The 22,785-nt window shown below is 71.9% G+C and carries 22 protein-coding genes; 13 read left to right on the top strand and 9 right to left on the bottom strand.

Going from position 1 to position 22,785, the window contains the following annotated elements:
* Nucleotides 1–2 precede the first annotated feature (2 nt).
* Nucleotides 3–1,070, bottom strand: a complete 1,068-nt coding sequence (locus NMK44_RS11460) for an ATP-dependent DNA ligase (protein WP_254741222.1) — start codon at nt 1,068–1,070, stop codon at nt 3–5.
* A gap of 92 nt (nt 1,071–1,162) precedes the next feature.
* Between NMK44_RS11460 and ligD the strand changes: the two genes are divergently transcribed.
* Together ligD and NMK44_RS11470 are read left to right on the top strand one after the other, a co-directional pair.
* Complete coding sequence (gene ligD, locus NMK44_RS11465) at nt 1,163–2,173, top strand: non-homologous end-joining DNA ligase (protein ID WP_254741225.1); 1,011 nt, start codon at nt 1,163–1,165, stop codon at nt 2,171–2,173.
* Nucleotides 2,174–2,252: 79 nt separating this feature from the next.
* On the top strand, nt 2,253–3,254 hold the full coding sequence (locus NMK44_RS11470) for a GlxA family transcriptional regulator (RefSeq protein WP_254741228.1): 1,002 nt from the start codon (nt 2,253–2,255) through the stop codon (nt 3,252–3,254).
* Nucleotides 3,255–3,278: 24 nt separating this feature from the next.
* Here the strand turns inward: NMK44_RS11470 and NMK44_RS11475 are convergent, their stop codons facing one another.
* The 3 genes from NMK44_RS11475 to NMK44_RS11485 all read right to left on the bottom strand — a co-directional run bounded on the left by NMK44_RS11475 (nt 3,279) and on the right by NMK44_RS11485 (nt 7,968).
* On the bottom strand, nt 3,279–5,348 hold the full coding sequence (locus NMK44_RS11475) for a SpoIIE family protein phosphatase (protein ID WP_254741231.1): 2,070 nt from the start codon (nt 5,346–5,348) through the stop codon (nt 3,279–3,281).
* An 86-nt stretch (nt 5,349–5,434) separates the two neighbouring features.
* A complete protein-coding gene (locus tag NMK44_RS11480) occupies nt 5,435–6,289 on the bottom strand; it encodes a caspase family protein (RefSeq protein WP_254741234.1) in 855 nt (284 codons plus the stop codon).
* Between the two features lie 35 nt (nt 6,290–6,324).
* Nucleotides 6,325–7,968, bottom strand: a complete 1,644-nt coding sequence (locus NMK44_RS11485; RefSeq protein ID WP_254741237.1) for an amidohydrolase family protein — start codon at nt 7,966–7,968, stop codon at nt 6,325–6,327.
* A gap of 152 nt (nt 7,969–8,120) precedes the next feature.
* On the opposite strand from NMK44_RS11485, the gene NMK44_RS11495 reads away from it, so the two are divergent.
* Nucleotides 8,121–8,942, top strand: a complete 822-nt coding sequence (locus NMK44_RS11495) for a uracil-DNA glycosylase family protein (protein WP_308358457.1) — start codon at nt 8,121–8,123, stop codon at nt 8,940–8,942.
* A gap of 30 nt (nt 8,943–8,972) precedes the next feature.
* Here the strand turns inward: NMK44_RS11495 and NMK44_RS11500 are convergent, their stop codons facing one another.
* Both NMK44_RS11500 and NMK44_RS11505 read right to left on the bottom strand, forming a co-directional pair.
* Entirely contained in the window at nt 8,973–9,485 is a 513-nt protein-coding gene (locus tag NMK44_RS11500) for a hypothetical protein (protein ID WP_254741240.1), read from the bottom strand.
* Nucleotides 9,482–10,027 (bottom strand): ATP-binding protein, encoded by a 546-nt coding sequence (locus NMK44_RS11505; RefSeq protein WP_254741243.1) that lies wholly within the window; start codon nt 10,025–10,027, stop codon nt 9,482–9,484. Before NMK44_RS11505 ends, NMK44_RS11500 begins: the two co-directional genes overlap by 4 nt.
* Before the next feature lie 430 nt (nt 10,028–10,457).
* Here NMK44_RS11505 and NMK44_RS11510 point away from each other — a divergent pair, with 430 nt between their 5' ends.
* A complete protein-coding gene (locus tag NMK44_RS11510) occupies nt 10,458–11,273 on the top strand; it encodes an SDR family NAD(P)-dependent oxidoreductase (protein WP_254741742.1) in 816 nt (271 codons plus the stop codon).
* 46 nt (nt 11,274–11,319) lie between these two features.
* On the opposite strand, the gene NMK44_RS11515 is transcribed toward NMK44_RS11510, so the two are convergent.
* Nucleotides 11,320–12,720 carry an NsdA family TPR-like regulatory protein gene (locus NMK44_RS11515; RefSeq protein ID WP_254741246.1) on the bottom strand — a complete coding sequence of 467 codons (1,401 nt, stop codon included), beginning with the start codon at nt 12,718–12,720 and terminating at the stop codon, nt 11,320–11,322.
* A gap of 276 nt (nt 12,721–12,996) precedes the next feature.
* Between NMK44_RS11515 and NMK44_RS11520 the strand changes: the two genes are divergently transcribed.
* The 6 genes from NMK44_RS11520 (at nt 12,997) to NMK44_RS11545 (ending at nt 17,682) form a co-directional block, all read left to right on the top strand.
* Nucleotides 12,997–13,863 carry a Sco1979 family transcriptional regulator gene (locus NMK44_RS11520; RefSeq protein WP_254741249.1) on the top strand — a complete coding sequence of 289 codons (867 nt, stop codon included), beginning with the start codon at nt 12,997–12,999 and terminating at the stop codon, nt 13,861–13,863.
* 1 nt (nt 13,864) lies between these two features.
* Entirely contained in the window at nt 13,865–14,104 is a 240-nt protein-coding gene (locus tag NMK44_RS11525; RefSeq protein WP_254741252.1) for a DUF397 domain-containing protein, read from the top strand.
* A 190-nt stretch (nt 14,105–14,294) separates the two neighbouring features.
* The gene (locus tag NMK44_RS11530; protein WP_254741255.1) at nt 14,295–14,888 is read left to right on the top strand and encodes a hypothetical protein; all 594 of its coding nucleotides are present in this window, start codon (nt 14,295–14,297) and stop codon (nt 14,886–14,888) included.
* Nucleotides 14,889–14,953: 65 nt separating this feature from the next.
* Nucleotides 14,954–15,766 (top strand): SAM-dependent methyltransferase, encoded by an 813-nt coding sequence (locus tag NMK44_RS11535; RefSeq protein ID WP_254741258.1) that lies wholly within the window; start codon nt 14,954–14,956, stop codon nt 15,764–15,766.
* A 160-nt stretch (nt 15,767–15,926) separates the two neighbouring features.
* Nucleotides 15,927–16,730 (top strand): polyprenyl diphosphate synthase, encoded by an 804-nt coding sequence (gene uppS, locus NMK44_RS11540; protein ID WP_254741261.1) that lies wholly within the window; start codon nt 15,927–15,929, stop codon nt 16,728–16,730.
* Nucleotides 16,731–17,073: 343 nt separating this feature from the next.
* Nucleotides 17,074–17,682: a hypothetical protein gene (locus tag NMK44_RS11545; RefSeq protein ID WP_254741264.1), complete on the top strand. Its 609-nt coding sequence runs from the start codon at nt 17,074–17,076 to the stop codon at nt 17,680–17,682.
* A gap of 62 nt (nt 17,683–17,744) precedes the next feature.
* On the opposite strand, the gene NMK44_RS11550 is transcribed toward NMK44_RS11545, so the two are convergent.
* Nucleotides 17,745–18,971 carry an acyl-CoA dehydrogenase family protein gene (locus tag NMK44_RS11550; RefSeq protein ID WP_254741267.1) on the bottom strand — a complete coding sequence of 409 codons (1,227 nt, stop codon included), beginning with the start codon at nt 18,969–18,971 and terminating at the stop codon, nt 17,745–17,747.
* Nucleotides 18,972–19,139: 168 nt separating this feature from the next.
* On the opposite strand from NMK44_RS11550, the gene NMK44_RS11555 reads away from it, so the two are divergent.
* On the top strand, nt 19,140–19,793 hold the full coding sequence (locus NMK44_RS11555) for a TetR/AcrR family transcriptional regulator (RefSeq protein ID WP_254741270.1): 654 nt from the start codon (nt 19,140–19,142) through the stop codon (nt 19,791–19,793).
* Between the two features lie 100 nt (nt 19,794–19,893).
* On the opposite strand, the gene def is transcribed toward NMK44_RS11555, so the two are convergent.
* Nucleotides 19,894–20,442: a peptide deformylase gene (gene def, locus NMK44_RS11560; RefSeq protein ID WP_254741273.1), complete on the bottom strand. Its 549-nt coding sequence runs from the start codon at nt 20,440–20,442 to the stop codon at nt 19,894–19,896.
* A 185-nt stretch (nt 20,443–20,627) separates the two neighbouring features.
* Here def and NMK44_RS11565 point away from each other — a divergent pair, with 185 nt between their 5' ends.
* Entirely contained in the window at nt 20,628–21,866 is a 1,239-nt protein-coding gene (locus NMK44_RS11565; RefSeq protein WP_254741276.1) for a Mur ligase family protein, read from the top strand.
* A 22-nt stretch (nt 21,867–21,888) separates the two neighbouring features.
* Nucleotides 21,889–22,626 carry a type 1 glutamine amidotransferase gene (locus NMK44_RS11570; protein WP_254741279.1) on the top strand — a complete coding sequence of 246 codons (738 nt, stop codon included), beginning with the start codon at nt 21,889–21,891 and terminating at the stop codon, nt 22,624–22,626.
* The last annotated feature ends 159 nt before the right edge of the window (nt 22,627–22,785 follow it).

Below are 22,785 nucleotides of genomic sequence, written 5' to 3' on the forward strand. Positions count from 1 at the left end.
CCTTAAGCGCCGGTGCCCAGCACCTGCGCCAGGTCGTAGGAGACCGGTTCCTCCAGCTGGGCGTAGGTGCAACCGTCGGGGTCGCGGTCGGGGCGCCAGCGGCGGAACCGCGCGGTGTGCCGGAAGCGGTCGCCCTGCATATGGTCATAGGCCACCTCGCAGACCCGCTCGGGGCGCAGCGGCACCCAGGACAGATCCTTGACCCCGGTCCAGCGGCTGGGCGCGCCGGGCATCCGGGACCGGGCGTGCGCCTCCTCCCGGGCCCAGTCCGCCCAGGGGTGGCCCTCGACGGTGGGCATGACCAGCGGCTCCAGTTCGGTCATCAGCTCCTGGCGGCGGCGCATGGGGAAGGCGGCGCACACCCCGACGTGCTGGAGACGGCCGGTGGCGTCGTGCAGTCCCAGCAGCAGCGAGCCCACGACCGGGCCGGACTTGTGGTGGCGCAGTCCGGCGACGACACAGTCGGCGGTGCGCTCGTGTTTGACCTTGACCATGACGCGTTCACCCGGCCGGTAGCCGAGGTCGAAGGGTTTGGCGACGACTCCGTCCAGCCCCGCGCCCTCGTACCGCTCGAACCACTCCCGGGCCACCTGCTGGTCGTCCGTCCAGGGCGCGGTGAAGACCGGATCGGTGGCTTGGCGCAGTGCCTCGGTCAGGGCGTCCCGGCGCTCCCTCAGCGGGGCGTCCATCAGGGAGGCGTCGCCGAGGGCGAGGAGGTCGAAGGCGACGAAGCTCGCGGGGGTGGCCCCGGCCAGCATCCGGACCCGGGAGTCGGCGGGGTGGATGCGCTCCAGCAGGGCGTCGAAGTCCAGGCGTCCGCCGCGCACGATGACGATCTCACCGTCCAGTACGCAGCGCGGCGGAAGCTGGGCGAGCAGGGCCTCGGCCAGTTCGGGGAAGTAGCGGGTCAGCGGTTTGCCGGTGCGGCTGCCGATCTCCAGCTCGTCGCCGTCGCGGAAGACGATGGCCCGGAAACCGTCCCACTTGGCCTCGTAGCGCATACCGGCGGGGATGGCGGCCGCGGACTTGGCCAGCATCGGCGCGACGGGGGGCATCACCGGAAGGTCCATGGTGTCCGATTGTGCGTCGGCCAGGGGCCGCGCGCCCGCCGGGAGGTGCCCGCCGGGAGGTGACCATGGCCGGCCGGGCCTAGCGTGACCCTATGGGAGAGACGGTGGAGCTCACGGTCGGCGAGCGTACGGTGCGGCTGTCCAACCCCGGGAAGGTGTACTTCCCCCAGCGCGGGTACACCAAGCTGGACCTCGCCCGGTACTACCTGGCGGTCGGTGACGGGGTGCTGCGGGCGCTGCGGGACCGGCCGACGACGATGGAGCGCTACCCGGACGGCGTAGACGGGGAGTCGTTCTTCCAGAAGCGGGCGCCGAAGAACCACCCCGACTGGATCCCCACCGGCCGGATCTCCTTCCCCAGCGGGCGCTATGCGGACGAGATCTGCCCGACCGAGGTGGCGGCGGTGGTGTGGGCGGCCAATCTCGGCTGTCTGACGTTCCATCCGTGGCCGGTGCGGCGCGAGGACACCGATCACCCCGACGAGCTGCGGATCGACCTCGATCCGCAGCCGGGCACCGACTACCGGGACGCGGTGCGCGCGGCGGAGCAGCTCCGCGAGGTGCTGGACGGACTGGGGCTGCGCGGCTGGCCCAAGACCTCGGGCGGGCGCGGGCTGCATGTCTTCGTCCCGATCGAACCGCGGTGGACCTTCACCCAGGTGCGCCGGTCCGCGATCGCGGTGGCGCGGGAGCTGGAGCGGCGGGCACCGGACCGGATCACCACCGCGTGGTGGAAGGAGGAGCGCGGCGCGAAGATCTTCGTCGACTACAACCAGACCGCCCGGGACCGCACCATCGCCAGCGCCTATTCCGTCCGCCCCCGCCCCGACGCCCCGGTCTCCGCGCCGCTGCGCTGGGACGAGGTGGCCGACGCGCGGCCGCAGGACTTCGACCTGGTGACCATGCCGGTGCGCTACCGCGAACTGGGCGATGTGCACGCCGATATGGACGAGCACGCCTTCCGGCTGGAGAGCGCGCTGGAACTGGCCGACCGGGACGAACGGGAACACGGACTGGGCGATCTGCCCTATCCCCCGGAGCATCCCAAGATGAAGGGCGAGCCCAAGCGGGTGCAGCCGAGCCGGGCGAGGAGCGAGGGCTGAACCTCCGGTGGACTCCCGGGGACCTCCGGTGGACCACCGGCGTTCCGGCCGGATCCGGCCGCCGTGAAAAAATCGGGCCATGGCTGCCTCGCCGTCCTTCGTCCACACCGACCGCCACCGGGTCGCCGTGCTGGTCCGGCATGGACTGCTGCCGTTCGAGCTGGGCATGGCCCACCGGCTGTTCGGCCGGGCGGTGTCCGCCGCGGGCGAGCTGCTGTACGAGGTGGTGACCTGCGCCCTGGTGCCCGGCGAGGTCCGTACCGACTCCGACGTCAGCGTGAACGTCCGCCATGGGCCCGAGGCGCTGGCCGAGGCCGACACGGTGCTCGTCCCGGCCGCCAACGAGGCGGATCCGCCGCAGACCGAGGGGTCTCTCGGCGCCGGACTCGGCGCCGCCTTCGCACGGATCCGCCCCGGCACCCGGATCGCCTCGATCTGCACCGGCGCCTTCGTCCTGGCCGCCGCCGGGCTGCTCGACGGCCGCCGGGCGACCACCCACTGGCAGTCCGCCGACCACTTCCGCAGGCTGTTCCCCGCCGTCGAACTGGACCCCGATGTCCTCTACGCCGACGAGGGCGCGGTGCTCACCTCCGCCGGGGACGCCTCGGGGATCGATCTGATCCTCCATATGATCCGGCGCGATCACGGTTCGGCGGTGGCGGGCGAGGTCGCCCGGGGCTCCGTGGTGGCCCCGCACCGGGAGGGCGGACAGGCCCAGTTCATCCGGCGGCCGGTCCCCGAGCGGCGCGGCTCGTCCACCGGCACGGCCCGCGCCTGGGCGCTGACCCGGCTGGACCGGCCGGTCAGCCTGCGGGAGATGGCCGAGCGGGAGTCGATGAGCGTACGGACCTTCACCCGGCGGTTCCGCGAGGAGGTCGGGATGACACCGGTGCAGTGGCTGACCCGGGCCCGGCTGGAGCGTGCCAGGGAGCTGCTGGAGGAGACCGATCTGCCGGTGGACCGGATCGCGGCGGACGCGGGGTTCGGCACCGCCGCGTCACTGCGCCGGCATCTGCACACCGCACTCGGTGTCTCCCCCCGCGCCTACCGGTCCGCCTTCCGCGGCACCCCGGCCCGCTGACCGCCACGGGAACCGGAACCCCGGCTACGACGGCGCGCGCAGCCGGGCGAGCAGCAGCGCCACATCGTCGTCGGGCGCGCCGTGCAGTGCGGCGAGCACCTGGTCGCAGATCCGCTCCAGGGAGCCGTGGTGCCGGCGCAACAGCTGGACCAGGGTGTGCAGTCCGACGTCCAGCGACTGGTGCCGCTTCTCCACCAGACCGTCGGTGAACAGGGCCAGCAGCGCGCCCTCGGCCAGTACGCAGTCGACCGCGGCGAAGGGGACACCGCCGACGCCCAGGGGTGCCCCGGTGGGAATGTCGATCAGCTCGGCGTCCCCGCCGGGGTGCACCAGCACCGGGGGCAGATGACCCGCGGTGGACAGTTCGCACCGGCCGGTGCGCGGATCGCAGACCGCGTAGAGACAGGTGGCGATGGACTCGCCGAGGCTGAGGGTGATCTCGTCGAGATGGCGCAGCAGTTCCACGGGCTCCAGGTCGAGCTGGGAGAAGGCCCGGGTGGCGGTGCGGAGTTGGCCCATGATGGCCGCGGCGTGGATGCCCTTGCCCATGACGTCCCCGACCACCAGTCCGACCCGGCCGTCCTGGAGGGGCAGCACATCGAACCAGTCACCGCCCGCCGCGCTGACCGCGGGCAGATAGCGTGAGGCGATCTCCAGCCCGTCCAGGTCGCGTGGCTGCTGGGAGAGCAGACTGCGCTGGAGGGTGAGGGCGGCGTCGCGTTCCCGCCCGTAGAGCCGGGCGTTGTCGATGCACAGCGCGGCGCGGATGGCCAGTTCACAGGCGAGGGTGAGGTCCTGTTCGTCGAACGGCCGGGGGTTGACGGTGCGGTGCAGGCTGAGCGTCCCCAGCACACTGCCCCGGGCGATCAGCGGCGCCGCGAGGTAGGAGTGCACCCCTTCCCGGTGGAGGACCGCGGCGGCTGCCTCGTCCCGTGCGATACGGCGGACGTCCTGCTCGGTGACGTGCGGAACGAAGATCGGCTGGGCATCGCGCACACATTTGGTGATCAGGCGGGTGGGGTCGTAGCGGGCGATCTCGCCGACCGGGTCGGCCGCGTGCACCGCCTCGGTGGGATAGCCGGCGGCCACCGCCAGGGCCCGGAAGCGGGCCGAGCCGTCGGTGCGCACCCGGGCCATGGCCTCGCGGTGCACCACGGCGTCCAGCACATCGACGGCCGCGAGGTCGGCGAGCCGGGGCACGGTCACATCGGCCAGCTCCTGGGCGGTCTGCCGCAGATCCAGGGTGGTCCCGATGCGGACCCCGGCGTCGGCGATGACGGCCAGCCGCTCCCGTGCCTCGGCGATCTCACTGGCCGCCCGGTGGCGTTTGGAGACGTCGATGACCGACACCGCGACGCCCAGGATGCGGCCGCTGGGGTCCTCCAGCCGGTAGTAGGAGTCCGACCAGGCGTGGTCGTGGTCGGGGTCGGCGGGGGTGCGGCCGACGCTCTGCTGGTCCAGCAGCGGTTCGCCGGACTCCAGGACGTGCCGCATCGCGCTCTCCATGGCCTCCGCGTCCAGCCCCGGCAGCACCTCGGCGATCCGGCGGCCGCGTACCTCGTCCTCGGTCAGCCCGTTCATCTGCTGGAGCGAGGGATTGGCGCGCACCCACCGCAGCCGGGTGTCGAAGACCGCCATGCCGACGGGCGACTGGGTGATGAGGAATCCGGAGACGGCCAGATCGGTCTCCAGCCGGAGGACGGTCCCCTCGTCGGCGGCGAGCCCGAGGGCGTAGGCGTCGCCGTCCACATCCCGCAGACCCATGGTGCGGAATTCGACCTGGAGGGTACGCCCGTCCTGGTGCCGTACCGGGAAGACGCCCGCCCAGGTGTCGCCCGCCCGTACCCGTGCGAAGAGCTCCACGGCCGACCGGCGGTCGTCGGGGTGGACCAGCAGCCGGTCCGCCCGGCAGCCCAGCGCCTCCGCGGCCCGGTATCCGAACAGTTGTTCCGCCTCGGGGCTCCACAGCACGATGCGGCCGTCGCCGTCCAGCACCACGGCGGCGACCTGCAACAGGTCGAGCACCCCTCCCGGGGCGGCGGTCAGGCCGCTCATGCCCGCCTCGCCGCCCTGGTCAAGACGGTCATGCGTCATACCGGCACCTCACCGGCTCGTGTGCGCTTCTTCTGTCATACCTCGCCGGGCGGACCCGCGCACACCAGTGGGATACGACCGCGCCATCAGATGGTGAACGGACGCTGCCGGGCGAAGGCCGGGTTCGGCGCCCCGGCCAGGAACAGATGGGGGGTCTGGTCGGGCGGCATCCGCTTCACGATCTCCCGGTGCAGCCCCCGGTAGCTGCCGGGGAAGGCGCCACCGCGCCAGACCTCCAGCAGGGTGCCGGTGAACAGCCCGTTGACGATGCCGTCCGCCGAGGTCTGGTTGTCCTGGCAGCCGGAGATCTCCAGCACGCTGGCCTCGATCTTGGCGAGGTCCTTGGCGGTCCGCGCCTTCTGGATCCGGTCGTACATCTCGCGGTCGCGCCGGTAGACGGTGGACTGCACCGTCTGGGGCATCGCCCTGATCCTGCGGCCGACCTCGTCGGGGTCCTCGGTGTGGAAACGGCGGTCCAGTTCTCGGGCGCTGAGGAGCTCCGGCAGCCGGCGGGCCACGGTTCCGCTGTGGCAGCTGTCGGAGAGCATCCAGATCCGCACCCCCTTGGCGAACTTGCCGAACAGCTCGAAGAGTTCGTCGTCCACGAGCTGGCGGTCGTAGAGCACCCAGGTCTCGTCCAGCCGGTCGCCGGTCTCGTCGTGGTTGAGGTCGGGCACCTGGCCGCCGTGGCCCGAGTAGGTGAGGAAGAGGATGTCACCGCCGGCCAGCCGCCCGGCGGCCGCTTCGAGCGCGAAGACGACCGCCTCGGAGGTGGCCTCGGAGGTGATCAGCGGATCGGTGACATCGAACCCCGCGCTGTCGGCGAGCGAGGCCATGTCCGTGGCGTCCTGCTCACAGGCGTTCAGCTCACCGCTCCAGCCGTCGTAGGCCGCGGGGTCGACCTGGTTGAGTCCGATGTGGAGGGAGAGGCCGATTGCCATGGGGGACTCCTGGTCAGGGGTGTCGGGCGGGGCGGTCAGGTCAGCAGGTCGGAGAGTTCGGCGGCGTAGTCCGGGGGCAGATTGGGCTCGGCGGCCAGGCTCGCCAGGAACCCGGGGTCGCCTCCGGCGGTCAGACCGTCCAGCGCCAGGGCGGTGAGCGCGGCCGCACCGGCGGCCGGCGGGGCGATCTCGGGTCCGCTGGGACCGGGCCGGGCCTGCCGGGCGGCTCCGCGCGGTGCCAGCCGGGGGCGCAGCTCGGTACCGTTCGGCTCGATCTCGTCCAGGGCCAGCCGCCAGCGCGGGCCCTCGTCCGCCGGGGGCGGGGCCCGTCGCGCGGCCCGTTCGGCGAGGCCGGGCAGATCGGCCAGGGCCCGGCTGAGCCGCTCGGCGGCCTCGGTGAGGGTGAGACCGCCGACCACCGGATCGGCGGAGGTCTGCCGGAGCCGGACGCTGCGCCGGGCGGGTGCCCCGTCGGTGAGCGGCTCCAGCTCCCCGGGGTCGGGGGTGAGCTTGCGCATCAGGGCGGTGGTGCCGTAGCGCGGGACACCGTCGATGGCGACGAGGACGATGTCCCGGTCACGGGCGTCGATCAGCGCGGTGTACGGGTCGCCGTCCGCCCCGGCGACGGCGACCAGATCGGCGCGCATCCCGGGCCGCAGCGAGCCCAGGGTGTGCTCCCAGCGCAGGATGGCGGCCGCGTCACGGGTGGCCATGGCGACCAGGTCGCGGTCGTCGAACACACCGTCCGCGGCGGCGGAGGCCAGCCGGGCCGCCTTGAGCTCGCCCAGCAGCCCCTTGCTCCCGGAGACCGACCAGTCCGAGCCGAGCCCGATGAGCATGCCGGTGCGCCGGGCAGCGGCGATGTCCGCGGTGCGGCCGTAGAGCAGCAGGTTGGACAGGGGTGACCAGACCATGGAGCCGCCGTGCCCGGCGAAGACCGTGAAGTCCTCGGCGCTGAGCCCGGTGCAGTGGATGCCGACGAGGTTGTCGGTGATCGCCCACCGGCCCCGCTCGAACTCCAGCGCCTGGAAGTGGCCGCGCGCCTCCTCGTCGGTGCCCTCGGCCAGGTGCAGCAGCAGCCGGTGGGGCTGCTGGAGCCGGGTGAGGAACCGGCGGGCGTCGGCCGCCTCGACATCGGCGATCCGGGAGGCGGCCTCGGGCAGCGCGGGGTCATCGGTGGCCTCGACGTTGCGGACGATACCGCGGTACATCCGGCGGGAGCCGGTGTTGCTGAACAGCGCGATGCCCTGACTGGTGGTGGTGCCGTTGACCAGGGCCTTGGCCTCGACGTAGCGCACCACCGCGGGCATCAGCCCGGGGTCCTCGCCCAGCACCGTCATCGGTCCGGTGACCAGGGTGCGGTAGGCCGGGTTGACCCGGCCGCCCCAGTCGGAGCGGTTGTCGTAGCGCCGCGGGATCCGCCACAGCGGGAGCACATCGTAGGGCAGATGGTTGTGCAGCTCGATCAGACCCGGGTAGACCGTGCCGCCGGTGCGGACGACCGGGGTGTCCTCATGGCCCGGGGGCCGGGGCGCGCCCGCGGGCAGCACCGCGTCGATGAGGCCCCGGCCGATGTAGAGCACACCGTCGTCGAGCACGGTGTCATGCGGGTCCATCGTGACGATCCGGCCCCGCAGTGCGAAGCGCGGCTCCTCCTCGGAATCCACCGGAGGTGGCATGGCTGGTCCCTTCACCTCGCTGCCGGACCGGCGGCCGTCCACGGGCGACCGCCGCCCCACTAAGCGATGATGATGTGACTTATCCAGCTATGCCCTGTTCTCCGGCCCATCCGGTGGAGAGACCGGAAGCCCCCACGGAGGAGGAGTCCGCGGTGCACGACTTCGACACCGGGTACGCCCACGAGCCCTACGCCACCCTGGTCCGCTCCCACCCCGGCCCCGAGGTCTACCCACCGGCGGACTTCCGCGTGGAGTGGGGCCCGGTCTTCCACCGGGGACGGCTCGACGGCAGCGCCCGGGTCCTGGTCATCGGACAGGACCCGGCGGCCCACGAAGCGGTCACCCGGCGGATCCTGGTGGGCACCGCGGGCCGCCGCGTCCAGGGGTTCCTGGCCAAACTGGGCATCGACACCGGCTATGTCATGGTCAACACGTTCCTGTACAGCGTGTACGGACAGGGCGGTGGCACCGCCCATGCCCATGACCCGGCCATCGCCGACTACCGCCACGCCTGGCTGGACGCACTGATGGAGCACAACCCGGTGGAGGCGGTCATCGCCTTCGGCGGACTGGCCGACACCGCGTTCCGCACCTGGCACGCGACCCCGACGGGCCGCCGCTACAAGGGCGCCTACCAGCACGTACTGCACCCCACCTACCCCGAGAGCGCATCGTCCTCCGGGAGCACCCCGCTGGCCACGGCGATGGCCAAGCTGCTCGCCGACTGGAACACCGCCCTGGAGGCGCTGCACGGCGCGATCGTCCGCCCCGACCACGCACGCCCCCTGGCCCCGTACGGCGGCTCGGGCTTCGCCCCGGGCGATCTCGCGGCCATCCCGGAGGCCGATCTGCCCGCGGGGCTGCCCGCGTGGATGCGCTCCGCGGAGCCGTGGGCCCGGCGGGAGGGCGCCACCGCCGAGGAGAAGCGGGCCACGCTCGTGGTGCAGATCCCGGAGGGGCTGCGCCCGTTCTGAGCCCGCTCCCCCGGCGCTCTCCGCCAACGCTCAGCGGAACAGGGCGCCCGCGAGGCGGTCGGCGGGCCGGTCGGCGGCCTCCTCCAGCGCGGCGCGCAGGGTGTGACTGTCGGTCAGTCCGCCACCGGGGCGGATCAGCCACACATGGCCCTGCCGTACACAGCCGGGCCGGGGGCAGCGCAGGGTCCGGCCCGGTCCGGCCGCGGCCACCGAACGGCGACGGGCGTACGGCGTCCCGGTCAGCCACGCCTTCCACTCGGCCGCGGAGCCGGGCGGTACGAGGAACGAGAGCACATGGCTGGCGGTGGCCAGCATCACCGGACCGGTGGCCGCGTCCCGCCGCTGGAGGGCCTGGATCACCGAGGTGCCGATGTCATCGGCCATTCTGATCAGGTCGAAGAGCGGGCCCACCGGAAGGTCGGCGAGACCGCTGCCGCTCGCCCACTCCAGCCGTACCCGGCCGGGGTCCTCACTGGCGGACAGCAGCCAGTCGGCCGCGTCGCCCTCGGCGGTCAGCCGCGTCCGGCGCTCCCCCGCCCTCATGACAGGCTCCCCAGGTGCTCGAGCGGCAGGGTGAACCACACCTTCTTGCCCACGCTCCCGGGATCGGGGGGCTCGGTGCCCCAGTCGCTGGCCAGACCGTCCACGATGGCCAGCCCCCGGCCGGACTCGGCGGTCGGCGCCGCCTCGCGGAACCGGGGGACGACGGGCGAGCCGTCGGCCACCTCGACCCTCAGCTCATGACCGCGGTTCTCCAGGGTGACGGTGATGGTGACGGTGTCGGCGGGACCGGCGCTGCCGTGCTCCACGGCGTTGGCGAACAGTTCGTTGGTCGCGAGGACGGCGCAGTCCAGCAGCGCGTCGAGCCGCCATTCGTGCAGATGACCGGTGACCATACGGCGTACCGCCGAGGCGCGGTCGGCCAGCGCGGGGAACTCGGCACGGAAGAGCCGGCAGGTGTCCACGGACATCATCGGGCTCCCCCCTCGCCGGCCGGGGAGGGTGCGCTGGCCGGACGCGGTGCCCGGTTCGGCGCGGGGGCGGTTCGCGGACGGCGCGAGCGCGGTGGTCGTGGACGGGAACACGGTCGGTTCACCTCCCTCATCGGCCGCCGCCGGCCGCCGCTGCGGCCCTGGGAAGGATCGGCTCACGGTGTCGGTCCTCACGGTCCTCTTCGGTCTGTCGGCTCTGCTGGCATACGGGCACGGGGCGTGGTTGACGTCCAGGGGAGCGGGTAAGCGCATTCTGGCGACCGACCACGCCGTATCCGTGCTGGTGAAGGGTGGGGGGCGCGCCCAGCCCGAGCCGCCTGGACCGGCTGCCATGGACGGAGAGGGCCCGGTCGCGGTGAGTGCCGGATACCGGCATGATTCCTCCTTCGAAGGCAGCGCACAGCGTCAACGGCCGCCGTTCATGTAGACAAACGGTTGGACCGACCGGCGGGCGAGAGGGCATGGGGGTTGTCCGGTTGTACGGGCGTAGTGGTTCGGGCTGTACGGTCCCGGCGTGGCACGGATGAACGGGGGCCGGAACGGGCGGTTCCGCCCGAGGGACCGGTCCGGTGTGGAGGGCAAGCGGATTCTGGTCACCGGCGGTACCCGCGGGCTCGGCGAGCAGATCGTGCGGCTGCTGGCCGTGGACGGCGCTCGGGTGGCCACCTGTGCACGGACAGCGGCTGACCTGCGCGGACTCTCGGCTTCACTGGCCGCCGAGGGATATGGCCCGCTGTTCACCCGGGCCCTGGACCTCACCGAGCCGGACCGGCTGGAGGAGTTCGTCCTTGCCGCGGCGGAACGTTTCAGCGGACTGGACGGAGTGGTGGCCTGCGCGGGTGGGGCCCGTGGCCGCGGGCTGGAGGAGGCCGACGCCCGGGACTGGTCCCTCACCTGGGAGATGAACGTCGGTCACACCGCGCGGCTGGTGAAGGCCGCGGTGCCGCATCTGCGGCGGGCGGGCGGCGGCTCGGTGGTGGTGATCGCCTCCATCTCCGGATGGAAGCCGGGGCCGCAGGCCCAGTACGGGGCCGCGAAAGCGGCCCAGATCCATCTGGCGGGCTCACTCGCCCGCGAACTGGGGCCGGACGGGATCCGGGTCAACGCCGTCTCACCGGGGTCGATGCTCATCCCCGGGAAGCGCTGGGACCGGATGCGCGCCGAGGAACCCGAGGCGTTCGCCCGGTTCGCGGCGGAGTTCCCGCACGGCGAGCTGGTGGCGCCGCAAGAGGTCGCCCGAGTCATCGCGTTCCTGCTCTCGGATGCCTCGAGCGGTATCTCCGGCGCACACCTGCCCGTCGACCGCGCTCAGAACGCCCCTACGCCGGGGGGCTACTAACAACCACCCGGCGCTCCCCCGAAGGGGCGTTGCCGAACGCCACCGGTCAGGCTGCCGTCCCGAGCACGGTCCGTGACCGCCGCTCGAACTCCCTGACCAGAGGCTCCTTCTGGCGCGGCCGAAGCCGCGCCCGGAAGTCACGCAGCGCCTGGATGGAGCGCTCGCTGTGCACCCCGCCGAGGGTGTCCAGCGCCTCACTCGCCGTGCCTATCGCCTCATCCAGCCGGTTCTGCTGGAGGTAGGCGGTGGCCAGGACGGACCGGCTGATGGCCTGGCGGCGCCGCCGGTCGGCATTGGCCCGCACCGACTCGGCCGCCGCGTGCTCGGCCTCCGCGGAGTTTCCCAGGTCGCGGAAGCACAGCGCCGCCTCGGCCGCCAGATAGTGGTGGTCGAGGAAGCGCACCCACGGCGATTCCTGTTCGGCGCCGCGGCTCGCCTCGAGCTGGGCGTCGGCCGCGCGCAGCGACTTGGACGCCTCCCGGGGCCGGTCGAGGGCGGCATGGCCACGGGCCGCCATGGCGTGCAGCCGCATCAGTCCCAGCGGACTGCCCGCGTGCTTGGCGGTGGCCACCCCCACCCGGGCCAGCTCGACCCCCGCCTCGGGCTGGCCCAGGCTGGTGGACAGATGGGAGAGCCCGGCGAGGATCTGACCGCCGAGCACCCGGTCGCCGCCTTCGGCGCACAGCCGCAGGGCCTGGGTCATATAGCGCTGGGCCAGGCCGTATTCGGCGTTGTCATAGCTGCTCCAGCCGGCCGTGGCGGCCAGTTTGGCGGCCGCCGTGAACAGCTGGCGCCGTTCGTGCGGGGGCGCGCCGCGCTGCTGGAGCATGGGGACGACCTCGGTCGACAGATAGAGCACGATGCTGGCGCGGACCTGGCCGCCGCCGAACCGGTTGTCCATCTCGTCGAACATGCTGATGGCCGCGTGGACCTGCTCGACGCGTCCGCCGTCGGCCGCGGCGGCCAGACGGGCGGAGTCCTGGTTCTCGACCAGCCACAGCAGCCATTCGCGCTGTGGGGTCACCAGCGCGCCGGCGACGAAGGGCACCGCACCGAGCAGGCTGCGGCGGGAGATATCGGTGGAGCCGAGTTCGGCGAGCGTGTGCAAGGTTTCGCTTACGTCCTCCCGGTAGGCCAGCGCCCTGGCGACCACCGGGCGCTGTCGGTCGGCGATGAAGCCGAGCTCGGCGGGGCCCACGGGCCTGCCGAGCCGGTGGGAGAGCACGGCGGCGATCAGCTCCGGAGTGCTGCCGCGCGGCTGTCCGCCCTGGAGCCAGCGGGTCACGGACGCCTTGTCGTAGTTCGACTCGTGTCCCTGACGGCGGCCCAGTTCATTGACCCGGTGGGCCAACGAGGCGTAGGAGCACCCGGATTCCTTGAGGGCGGCGGCCAGGGCGCCGTTGGCGGCGCTCCGGCGTGGGCCCGTGGACTGTGCGTCGTGCGTCACCGTGACCGTCCCGAGTTCGGGCCACGGCGATCTGCGGGATCCCCGCCGCGGGGCGCCGACCGGCCGGCCGGACACCCCAACGGCGCTGTGGGCAGGGGTGAATGGGAGCCCTCGCCATGGAGGGTGAGATGGGTCACGTGCTCACTATGGGTGGTGACACACTCACCCCGCAACCGTCGTTCTGATAATTTCAAATCGATCCGCGCGTGCTGTATATGTCGCGCAGATGCGTGGCACACTGTGCGGGCATATGACGGCCATTTGGGGAGGCGGGACGTGAGCGAGGCACGCTCGGCCGGGGCCGCCCCCACCGTATTGCGCAGGGTGCTGGGCAAGCGTCTGCGTCAACTGCGCGAACGCGCCAAGGTGTCGTTCGAGGATGCCGCCAAGGCCATCGAGGTCACCCCGCTGACCGTCCGCCGGATGGAGAAGGCGGAGGTCGGCCTCAAGATCCCGTACGTCAAGGAACTGCTGCGCAACTACGGTGTCCGGGGTCCGGAGATCGAGGACTTCCTCGCCCTCGCCCGGGAGGCCAACCAGCCCGGCTGGTGGCATCAGTTCCGGGATGTCCTGCCCGACTGGTTCAGTGCGTATGTCAGTCTCGAGAGCGAGGCGACCGTCATCCGGGCGTATGAGCCGCACTACGTCCCCGGGCTGCTGCAGACCGAGGACTACGCCCGAGCGGTACTGCGCACCGGCTTCCCCAATGACACCGAGGAGGAGCTGGACCGGCGTATCGCCCTGCGCGTCCAGCGGCAGGAGCTGCTCACCAAACCGGACGCGCCGACCATCTGGGCCGTCCTCGACGAGACGGTGCTGCGGCGCCCGGTCGGCGGTCACCAGGTGATGCGCGAACAGATCGACCATCTGATCGCCGCTCTGGACCGGCCCAGGATCCGGCTCCAGGTGATGCGGTTCGCGGCGGGTCCGCATCCGGGGGCCTTCGGCCCGTTCCACTACTTCCGGTTCGGCTTCTCCGAACTCCCGGACGTGGTCTACACCGAGAGCCTCACCGGCGCGGTCTACGTGGACCAGCCGGCCGAGGTGGTCGCCTATCTGGAGGTCCTGGACCGGATGGCGGTCCAGGCGGAACCCATCGCCGACACCGGCACCGTCCTGGCCGAACTGCGTAAGGAGTTCTGAGATGCATGACCCCGTCTACACCGGTATGCCGGCCGACGACCTGGGCACGGAGGGCTGGCAGAAGCCCTGGAGCGGCACCAACGGCGGCACCTGCATCGAGGCCAAGCGGCTCCCCGACGGCCGGGTCGCCCTGCGCCAGTCCGCCGATCCCTCCGGCCCCGCGCTGATATACACCCGCTCCGAGGTCGCCTCCTTCCTGGAGGCCGCCAAGGCGGGCGAGGCCGACTTCCTGATCGCCTGACCGCTCCTGACCGCCGCGGCGCCCGCCCGTTGCCGCCGCAGCCGGAAACCACTACGCCCGCACAACCGAACAACCCCGCAGCTCACTCCCGCCCCTGGCGTTACGCCACGCACACTGGAGGGGCCGTGGCGGGCGGCGGTGTCGTCCCCCTGAACCGAGTGCGGGACGCATGGGACGACGGGACGACAGGATGAACCTTCACCAGCTGGCCGCGAAGCGCCGCACGCTCGTCGTCGAGGGCTGCGACGGGGTCATCAGGGACCGGCTGCTGGGCTCGCTCACCGAGCACCACGGATACGCCGTCAGCCGCGCTCCCCGGGAGCTGCCGCACCTCGACCCGGTCCGGCCCTACCGCGACGTCCTCCAACAGGGCGGCGCACTCGCGGTGGACGCCCATCTGGTCGGTGAGCTGGTCTACGGACCGCTGCGGCGCGGCCATTCCCGGGTGACCTGGATCCAGGCGTTCGACTTCGCCGACGCGCTGGCCGAACGGCGCGGCGCCCTCGTCCACGTCCGGGCACCGGTCACGGTCCTGGAGGACCGGCTGGCCGCCCGCGGCGGCCCGGCGGCCGACCTCCCGGAGATCGCCGCCGCGGTGGCGGCCTTCGAGAGCGCACTGCGCACCCTCGCCCAGCATGTCCCGGTGGTCACGGTCGACGAGACTCCGCTGACCGGCCCCGGCAGCGGCCCGTCCGATCTCTCCGTCGCACTGCCGGTGAGCTCGCTGGCCCGGCGGCTGCCGAGGATCCGCTCCCCCGTCCCGCTCTTCGCACAACCTCACTGAACCACCGGACGGCACCCCCGCGTTGGCGCCCGGCACAGGCAGTCGTACGGCAGGAGACCCTCCCCATGGCAGACGCAGCGTCCACCCCCGACCCGCGGGCCTTAACGAAGATCGACACCTCCGTGCCGCATTCGGCCCGGATCTGGAACTACTGGATGGGCGGCAAGGACAACTACGAGGTCGACCGGGTGGCCGGGGACCAGTACCGCGAGATCGCCCCCAATATCGAGGTCATGGCCCGCGCCTCGCGCGCCTATCTGATCCGTACCGTCACCCATGTGGCGGGCGAGTGCGGGATCCGCCAGTTCCTGGACATCGGCACCGGACTGCCGACCTACGACAACACCCACCAGGTCGCACAGCGGGTGGCACCCGAGGCCCGCATCGTCTACGTGGACAACGACCCCATGGTGCTGCGCCACGCCCAGGCCCTGCTGACCAGCACCCCCGAAGGGGTGACCGACTACATCGACGCCGATCTCCACGACCCGGACCGGATCCTGGAGGCCGCGGCCAAGACCCTGGACTTCGAGCGGCCGATCGCGCTGATGCTCATGGGCATCCTCGGCCACGTCCAGGACTTCGAGGAGGCCGTGTCGATCACCCGGCGGCTCCAGGACGCCCTGCCCTCCGGCAGCTATTTCGTGCACTACGACAGCACCGACACCGACCAGGCGCTGAAGAAGGCCCAGCAGGGCTATGACGACACCGGCGCGGTGCCCTACGTCCTGCGCAGCTATGAGCAGATCACCCGGCTCTACGAGGGTCTTGAGGTGATCGAACCCGGTATCGTGTCCTGTCCGCTGTGGCGGCCCGGTCCCACCGAGACCGCCATCGAGACCACCGATGTCCACGGCGGGGTGGCGCGCAAGCCCTGACGCCGGCTCGCCCCCCACTGCCCCGACTGGCGGTAGCCATAACGAATGGTTCGGCCGGCGGGCAGGTAACCCCCGCCCCCGCGCCCTCGTCAGACACAGCGCCGGAAAGCCGAGGGCGAGGGCGGAGGGACGCGGGGTGTTCGAGGTCGGAGCCTGGAGGGTGCCCTCCGTCAGGCGCTTGCTGCGCGGGGCGGAGCACCCGCCCGGTGAGATGCCCGCCGTCGTGCGGCAGCGCCGCGGTCCGCGCGAGGAGGAGACCGGACGGGACCGGCCCCGGCACGTGGGGATCATCATGGACGGCAACGGGCGGTGGGCGGCCTCCCGCGGGCTGCCCCGCACCCGGGGCCACGAGGCCGGGATCCGGGCCCTCCCCCGTGTGGTGGACACCGCGCTGGAGGAGGGCGTCGAGCATCTGTCGCTGTTCTTCTTCTCGACCGAGAACTGGAACCGGCCGCGCGGTGAGGTGGCCGCCCTGATGCGGCTGACCGCCCAACTCGCCGATGTCTTCCGGGGCTACGGCGAGCGCGGCGTACGGCTGCGCTGGCTCGGCTCGGAGGCCCGGCTGCCCGCCGCCACCCTCACCGCCCTGCGCCGCGCGGAGGCCGAGACCCGCGACAACCGCGTCATGACGCTGGCGTTCTGCTTCAACCACGGCGGCCGGGAGGAGATCGCCCGTACCGCGAGCTCACTGGCGCGTGCCTCGGCGGACGGTGCGCTGGATCCCGGGACGATCGACGAGGCCCTGTTCACCCGGCATCTGCCCCATGCCGATCTGCCGGATCTGGACATGCTGGTGCGCACCTCGGGCGAACAGCGCATCTCCAACTTCATGCTCTGGCGGGCCGCTTACGCCGAGCTGTTCTTCGTGGACACCTTGTGGCCCGACTTCACCGGTGAGGAACTGCGCGCGCTGCTGGAGGCGTTCACGACCCGCAAACGGCGCTTCGGCGCCGATGTGGGGTGACCCGCCCCTGGGCCGTGTCTTGTGGATCACCTCGGGCCCACGACGCCTGGCACGGCACCTCGCTGCGTTGTCGGAACATCCGAGTAGGCCCACTACAAGGAAGCTCCTCCGCCTTGCGATCCGCCCCCAGCTACCGCTGGGAGGTGCCCCCTGCACCAGACGCCGCGGGCTGATCCGAGCTGAACCACAAGACACGGCCCAGGGCTCGGGACGGGCCACCGGTCCATCGAGGGTCCCACCACCACGACTTCATCACAACTGAACCACTATTCACGCACATCCCCTTCACATTTCAACCATCGCCGATACGGTCATCTCCTCACGTATCAGCCAAGGGGGGCCCATGTCCTGGGATGGTCACCACACACCGCAGCCGCCTGCGTCCGCTCCGGCGCCGCCCCGCCCCAAGTGGGCGCGCAAGCGCATTCTCCTCCCGGTCGCCGGCGCCCTGTTCCTCGCCGGTGTCGGCGTCGGCAGCGCGAACGGCGAAGAGGGCGGCACCGAGAGCAAGAAGCCCACACCGAAGGTCACCGTCACCGTCACCGCCGAACCGCCGTCCAACCGGGCCAAGGCCGAGCCGACGCCGACCGTCACGGTCACCAGGACGGTGACGGCCAAGCCGAAAGCGAAGCCCAAGCCCAAGCCGAAGCCCGCCGACGAGGCACCGGCGGGAACCGCCGTCTTCAAGGTGTGGGGGTCGGCCCCCTCCGGCGTCGACATCACCTACGGCAGCGACAGCGAGAACCTCGACGGGCACGGGCTGCCGCTGACCAAAACGCTCCGGATCAAGGACGACTCCCTCTACTACCACATCAGCGCGCAGCTCATGGGTGGTGGCGACGTCAAATGCTCCGTCACCATCGACGGGGAGACCAAGTCCGGGCATGCACGCGGCGGTTACAACATCTGCTCCGCCCAACTCAACGGAGACTTCTCCGGCGGCTGGGAGTAAGCCGTAGGCCCCAGGGGCCCAGGGCCCTCCCCCGAGGCCGGGAGGGCCCTTCACGGCCACCGCTAGCGGATCGGCATGCCCGACAGGGTGCGGGCGATCACCAGACGCTGGATCTCACTGGTGCCTTCGAAGATGGTGTAGATCGCCGCGTCGCGGTGCATCCGCTCGACCGGGTACTCACGGGTGAAGCCGTTGCCGCCGAGGATCTGTACCGCCTGAGCGGTGACCTCCTTGGCGGTCTCGCTGGCGAACAGCTTGGACATGGAGCCCTCGGCCGAATCGAAGGGCTTGCCGCTCACCGCCATCCACGAGGCGCGCCAGACCAGCAGCCGCGCGGCGTCGATCCGGGTGCGCATATCGGAGAGCTGGAAGGCGATGCCCTGGTTGTCGATGATGGGGCGGCCGAACTGCTGCCGGGTCCTGGCGTAGTCGAGTGCGACCTCGTACGCGGCGCGGGCGGTGCCGACCGCCATGGCGCCGACGGCCGGGCGGGACGCCTCGAAGGTGGCCATCGCGGCGTTCTTCAGCCGCTCGCCGCCCTCCTTGGCCCGCTCCCGGGCGCGCGCGAGGCGCTCGTCCAGCTTCTCCTTGCCGCCGAGCAGGCAGTGGCCGGGCACCCGGACGCCGTCCAGGACCACTTCGGCGGTGTGCGAGGCGCGGATGCCGTGCTTCTTGAACTTCTGGCCCTGGGACAGACCGGGTGTGCCGGGCGGGATGATGAACGAGGCATGGCCCTTGGAGCCCAGTCCGGGGTCGACCACCGCGACCACCACGTGGACATTGGCGATACCGCCGTTGGTGGCCCAGGTCTTGGTGCCGTTCAGCACCCACTCGTCCTTGGCCTCGTCGTAGACGGCGCGGGTGCGCATGGAGGCCACGTCGGAGCCCGCGTCGGGCTCGGAGGAGCAGAAGGCGGCGACCTTCACATCGTTCGCGTCGCCGTACATCTGCGGAACCCAGGTGCCGATCTGCTCCTCGGTGCCGTTGGCGAGGACGCCGACGGCGGCCAGACCGGTACCGACGATGGACAGGGCGATACCCGCGTCACCCCAGAACAGCTCCTCCATGGCCATGGGGATGCCGAGACCGGTGGGGTCGAAGTACTGCTGGGCGTAGAAATCCAGCGAGTACAGCCCTATCTTGGCGGCCTCCTGAATAATCGGCCAGGGGGTCTCCTCGCGCTCGTCCCACTCCGCGGCGGCCGGGCGCATCACATCCGCGGCGAACCCGTGAATCCAGTCCCGCACTGCCTTCTGCTCGTCGTCGAGTTCGAACGAGAACTCCGCCATGGCCCCTCCACCTGCTTGTTACCTGCGGTAACAAGAGTGTGTTACTCACGAGTAGACCGTGTCAACTCCCCTGGCCGCCCGCGCCGGACGCACCACACTGGTGTTACGTTGCGCAGAGCACAGACGGCCTGGACGTGTGCGGACGTCAGGGGGCGGGGAGGAAGCGCGATGGAGACCGGGACCAGCCAGCGGGATGATCAGCGGCAAGCGGCCGAGCGGCGGCGCAGGGAACTGCTCGAGGCCGCGGACCGTGTGGTGCTCCGCGACGGCCCCGAAGCCTCGATGAACGCCATCGCCGCCGAGGCGGGCATCACCAAGCCCATCCTCTACCGCCACTTCGGCGACAAGGGCGGGCTCTACCGCGCGCTCGCCAAGCGCCACACCGACGCGCTGTTGTTCTCGCTGCGGGCCGCCCTGGACGCCCCCGCGCCCGACCGGCGCCGGCGGGTGGAGGCCACCCTCGACACCTATCTCTCGGCGATCGAGGCCCGGCCCCAGGTCTACCGCTTCCTGATGCACCCCGCCGACCACGGCCAGCAGCAGGAACAGGGCTTCGACGTCGGCCACCACTCCGCCCCGCTGCTGCGCCGCCTCGGCGAGGAGCTGGCGAAGGTGATCGTCGAGCGGGTCGAGCTGGGCCCCGGCGGCGAGGAGCAGGCGCGGGTCTGGGGCCACGGGATCGTCGGCATGATGCACGCCGCCGGTGACTGGTGGCTGCGGGAACGCCCGTGCTCACGGGAGCAGTTGGTGAGCCACCTCGCGGAGCTGATGTGGGGACGGCTGGCGGTGGCGGACGACCGCGTCGGCGGCCCCACCTTCTGAGGCCGCCCGCCGGGCCGCGCGCGGCCGGGGCCTGCCGGTGGCGTGGGACACATCACACCTCAGCGCGTCAGACGCTCGGCGCGCACACCTCCGGGCCGCGTCACGCCTCGTCGCGGGCCCAGGGCGCCCGCCGGGCCGCCCGCAGCGCCCGGCGCCGCCGCAGTCCGGTGAGCCGGTCGGTGAAGAGCGCCCCGTCCAGGTGGTCGCACTCGTGCTGGAGACAGCGCGCGAAAAACCCGGTGCCCTCGACCCGCACCGGCTCCCCGGTCGCGGTCACCCCCTCCACCACCGCACGGTCGTGGCGCGGGGTGCCCGCCTCGATGCCCGGCAGCGACAGACAGCCCTCCGGGCCGCGCACCAGCACCCCGTCGGCCTCCACCAGCCGGGGATTGACCACATGGCCCAGGTGGCGGCGGTCCTCGTCGTCCGGGCAGTCGTAGACGAAGACCCGGCGGGCCACCCCGATCTGGTTGGCGGCGAGACCGACGCCGTGCGCCGCGTACATGGTGGCGTACATGTCCTCGACCAGCCGGATCAGCTCGACGCCGAACTCCGTGACCTCCGCGCAGGGCGCGCCGAGCACCGGATCGCCGAGCAGCCTCATCGGCCGTACCGCTCCACTGCTGCCGGGGATCACGCCGTTTCGCATGAGAGCCAAGGGTACGGGCCACCCGGTTGGAGCCTGTAGGGGTCACGGAATTCGGGCCAGCGGCAGGATCTCGATAGGCTGATCCCCGACCGTGGCCTCCCGGCTGGAGATTCGGCTCGGAGGGGGCGTACCACCGGTGCTCGGGGGGCAGGAGCGGCGCCGGTATGCGAGGAGGATCTAGGACGATGGCAGGCAACTCGGATCCGCTGTCGCCGCGGGCCAAACTGGCCGTGACAGCGGGCAAGGCCGCGGCCGCGGTGTCGCGGGCGGCGGGCCGCGGCAGCGGATCGGTGATCGGCGGCAAGGTGGCCCTGCGGCTCGACCCCGATCTGCTGGGCAGGCTGGCACAGCACCTGGACGTGATCCTGGTGTCGGCGACCAACGGCAAGACCACGACCACCCGGCTGATCGCCGAGGCGCTGCGGGCGGCCGGACCGGTCGTCTCCAACGCGCTGGGCGCCAATATGCCGGCCGGTATCACCTCGGCCCTGGCGGGGGGCTCGGACTCCCGTTACGGGGTCATCGAGGTCGACGAGAAGTACCTCGCCGGTGTGGCCCGGGACACCGAGCCCAAGGCCATCGCGCTGCTCAACCTCTCGCGTGACCAGCTCGACCGCGCCGCCGAGACCCGTATGCTCGCGGAGAAGTGGCGGGAGGGGCTGACCGGCACCAAGGCCGTGGTGATCGCCAACGCCGACGATCCGCTGATCGTCTGGGCCGCCTCCTCCAGCCCCAATGTGGTGTGGGTCGCCGCGGGCCAGGAGTGGAAGGACGACGCCTGGTCCTGCCCGTCCTGCGGCGGGGTGCTCCAGCGCCCCGGTGACGACTGGGTCTGTGCCGAGTGCGGCTTCCGCCGCCCGGTGCCCAGCTGGGCGCTGAACGGCGACTACGTCCTCGACCCGCACGGTGCCGCATGGCCGATCCACCTCCAGCTGCCCGGCCGCGCCAACAAGGCCAACGCGGCCACCTCCGCGGCGGTCGCGGCGACCTTCGGGGTGCCCCCGCAGGTCGCGCTGGAGCGGATGTACCAGGTCCAGGCGGTCGCCGGACGGTATGACGTGGTCACCTTCCAGGAGCGCCAGATGCGGCTGCTGCTGGCGAAGAACCCGGCCGGCTGGCTGGAGACCTTCTCGCTGATCGACCCACCGCCCACCCCGGTGATCCTCTCGGTGAACGCGCGCGGCGCGGACGGCACCGACACCTCCTGGCTGTGGGACGTGGACTACACCCGGCTCGCCGGGCACCCGATCTGCGTGATCGGTGACCGCAAGCTGGACCTGGCGGTCCGGCTGGAGGTCGCCGGGCTGGACTTCCGGGTCTGCGCCGATGTGGACGAGGCGGTACGGATCGCGCCCCCGGGCCGGATCGAGACCATCGCCAACTACACCGCGTTCCAGGACCTGCGCCGCCGCGTCGGCAACTGACCCCGTACGAGAGGCACAAGACATGCGTAGCACGAGCCAGAACGGCCTGCGCCTGGTGTGGGTCTACCCCGACCTGCTGAGCACGTACGGTGACCAGGGCAATGCGCTGGTGGTGGAGCGGCGGGCCCGTCAGCGCGGGCTGGACGTCTCCCGGCTGGATGTCCGTTCCGACCAGCAGATCCCCACCTCCGGGGACATCTACCTGATCGGCGGCGGTGAGGACCGTCCGCAGCGGCTCGCCGCCGAGCGGCTGATCCGGGACGGCGGACTGAACCGCGCCGTCGCGAACGGGGCGATCGTCTTCTCGGTGTGCGCGGGCTACCAGATCCTCGGCCACGAGTTCATCAACGACCTCGGCCAGCGCCAGCCCGGTCTGGGGCTGCTGGACGTGATCAGCACCCGTGGCGAGGGCGCGCGCTGCGTCGGGGACGTGCTGGCCGACATCGACGAGCGGCTGGGGCTGCCGCCGCTGACCGGTTTCGAGAACCACCAGGGCGTCACCCACCTCGGCCCGACCGCGCGCCCCTTCGCCCGGGTCCGCTTCGGCAACGGCAACGGCACCGGCGACGGCTTCGAGGGTGCGTACAACGAGACCGTCTTCGGCACCTATATGCACGGTCCGGTGATGGCGCGGAACCCGCACATCGCCGATCTGCTGCTGAAGCTGGCGCTCGATGTGAACGCGCTGCCGCCGGTGGACGACCAGTGGTACGAGGCGCTGCGCAACGAGCGGATCGCGGCCGCCAGCCAGCCCGCCTGAGCGGCCTGCGGCCCAGGTGAGCCGCCCCGGTACGGATCCCGCCCGAATGCTGGACACATGGCGGACGGCCGCGACCCCGCCACCCTCGCGCTTGTAGGGTGGCGGGGTCTTCCGCCGGACAGCGCGGTCCGGTCCTCGACCCCTCGCGAACAGAGGAAT

This window comes from Streptomyces cucumeris (genome assembly GCF_024295805.1).
Classification (GTDB): Bacteria; Actinomycetota; Actinomycetes; order Streptomycetales; family Streptomycetaceae; genus Streptomyces; species Streptomyces cucumeris.

Bases quoted from the DNA above. Each gene is read 5' to 3' on its own strand.
- NMK44_RS11460 (WP_254741222.1), bottom strand. From the start codon at position 1,070: ATGGACCTTCCGGTGATGCCCCCCGTCGCGCCGATGCTGGCCAAGTCC.
- ligD (WP_254741225.1), top strand. From the start codon at position 1,163: ATGGGAGAGACGGTGGAGCTCACGGTCGGCGAGCGTACGGTGCGGCTG.
- NMK44_RS11470 (WP_254741228.1), top strand. From the start codon at position 2,253: ATGGCTGCCTCGCCGTCCTTCGTCCACACCGACCGCCACCGGGTCGCC.
- NMK44_RS11475 (WP_254741231.1), bottom strand. From the start codon at position 5,348: ATGACGCATGACCGTCTTGACCAGGGCGGCGAGGCGGGCATGAGCGGC.
- NMK44_RS11480 (WP_254741234.1), bottom strand. From the start codon at position 6,289: ATGGCAATCGGCCTCTCCCTCCACATCGGACTCAACCAGGTCGACCCC.
- NMK44_RS11485 (WP_254741237.1), bottom strand. From the start codon at position 7,968: ATGCCACCTCCGGTGGATTCCGAGGAGGAGCCGCGCTTCGCACTGCGG.
- NMK44_RS11500 (WP_254741240.1), bottom strand. From the start codon at position 9,485: ATGAGGGCGGGGGAGCGCCGGACGCGGCTGACCGCCGAGGGCGACGCG.
- NMK44_RS11510 (WP_254741742.1), top strand. From the start codon at position 10,458: ATGAACGGGGGCCGGAACGGGCGGTTCCGCCCGAGGGACCGGTCCGGT.
- NMK44_RS11525 (WP_254741252.1), top strand. From the start codon at position 13,865: ATGCATGACCCCGTCTACACCGGTATGCCGGCCGACGACCTGGGCACG.
- NMK44_RS11530 (WP_254741255.1), top strand. From the start codon at position 14,295: ATGAACCTTCACCAGCTGGCCGCGAAGCGCCGCACGCTCGTCGTCGAG.
- NMK44_RS11535 (WP_254741258.1), top strand. From the start codon at position 14,954: ATGGCAGACGCAGCGTCCACCCCCGACCCGCGGGCCTTAACGAAGATC.
- NMK44_RS11545 (WP_254741264.1), top strand. From the start codon at position 17,074: ATGTCCTGGGATGGTCACCACACACCGCAGCCGCCTGCGTCCGCTCCG.
- NMK44_RS11550 (WP_254741267.1), bottom strand. From the start codon at position 18,971: ATGGCGGAGTTCTCGTTCGAACTCGACGACGAGCAGAAGGCAGTGCGG.
- NMK44_RS11555 (WP_254741270.1), top strand. From the start codon at position 19,140: ATGGAGACCGGGACCAGCCAGCGGGATGATCAGCGGCAAGCGGCCGAG.
- def (WP_254741273.1), bottom strand. From the start codon at position 20,442: ATGCGAAACGGCGTGATCCCCGGCAGCAGTGGAGCGGTACGGCCGATG.
- NMK44_RS11565 (WP_254741276.1), top strand. From the start codon at position 20,628: ATGGCAGGCAACTCGGATCCGCTGTCGCCGCGGGCCAAACTGGCCGTG.
- NMK44_RS11570 (WP_254741279.1), top strand. From the start codon at position 21,889: ATGCGTAGCACGAGCCAGAACGGCCTGCGCCTGGTGTGGGTCTACCCC.